Source organism: Microbacterium sp. P5_E9, assembly GCF_054049175.1.
The window spans coordinates 1-682 of sequence record NZ_JBFUMV010000070.1 but is presented as its reverse complement, the minus strand read 5'-3'; the positions used below and the strand labels follow the sequence as shown (position 1 = coordinate 682).

The following is a 682-nucleotide window of genomic DNA, read 5'->3' as shown; positions in this document are numbered from 1 at the left end:
TGGTGGCGCCATCTTCGATGGCTTCGCCCAGCCACGCAATTCGAATGCCCGGCCGGCCGGTTCAGAGCACCCGGAAGCCGTGCGTGCCGTCGGCCGCCAGCTGCGCCACCAGGCCGAACTCCCAATCGAGGTAGCCCTGCATCGCCTCGACCGGTGCATCGGTGCCTTCGTAGGGTCGGCAGTAGCGGTCGGTCGGCCGGGTCGCGACATGGTGCCAGCCGGTCTCGGCCGGAAGGCCGGCGGCAAACCATGCGGCATTGCCGCCGGCAAGCACTTCGACGCCGGCATCGCTGCCGCGCGCGTCGAGCAGCGATCGCAGGTCAGCCGCGGCGAAGCGCGCGAGCAGGCTGCTGCCGCAGGTCAGCACATAGCGGCGCGCGGGCGGGATGGCATCGAGCGCCTGCGCGAACTGCGCCCGGATGGCGAACCAGGCGCCGGGGATATGCCGCTTGGCATGGTTGACGCCGGTCGTGACGTCGATGACCACGGTCTGTCCCGGCGCGTCGCCGAGCGCCTTCGCGAGTTCGTCCGCTGTGACTTCGGCCACCGGAGGGGGCTCCGGATGCAGCGCCGGCGCGGCGCCGCGGACGCTGCGCGCCGCCTCGGCCTGCGCCTCGACCACGTAGACCTCCCAACCCATCTGCGCCAGCCAGGACGCCGTCATCGGCGCCCGCACGCCATC

Annotated in this window: 1 protein-coding gene; it reads right to left on the bottom strand. The window is 72.3% G+C overall.

The features are described from left to right. Nucleotides 1–61: 61 nt before the first annotated feature. Nucleotides 62–682, bottom strand: a 621-nt coding sequence (locus tag ACXJ3V_RS20265) for a rhodanese-like domain-containing protein (RefSeq protein ID WP_457102157.1), incomplete at its 5' end; no start/stop codon positions are given.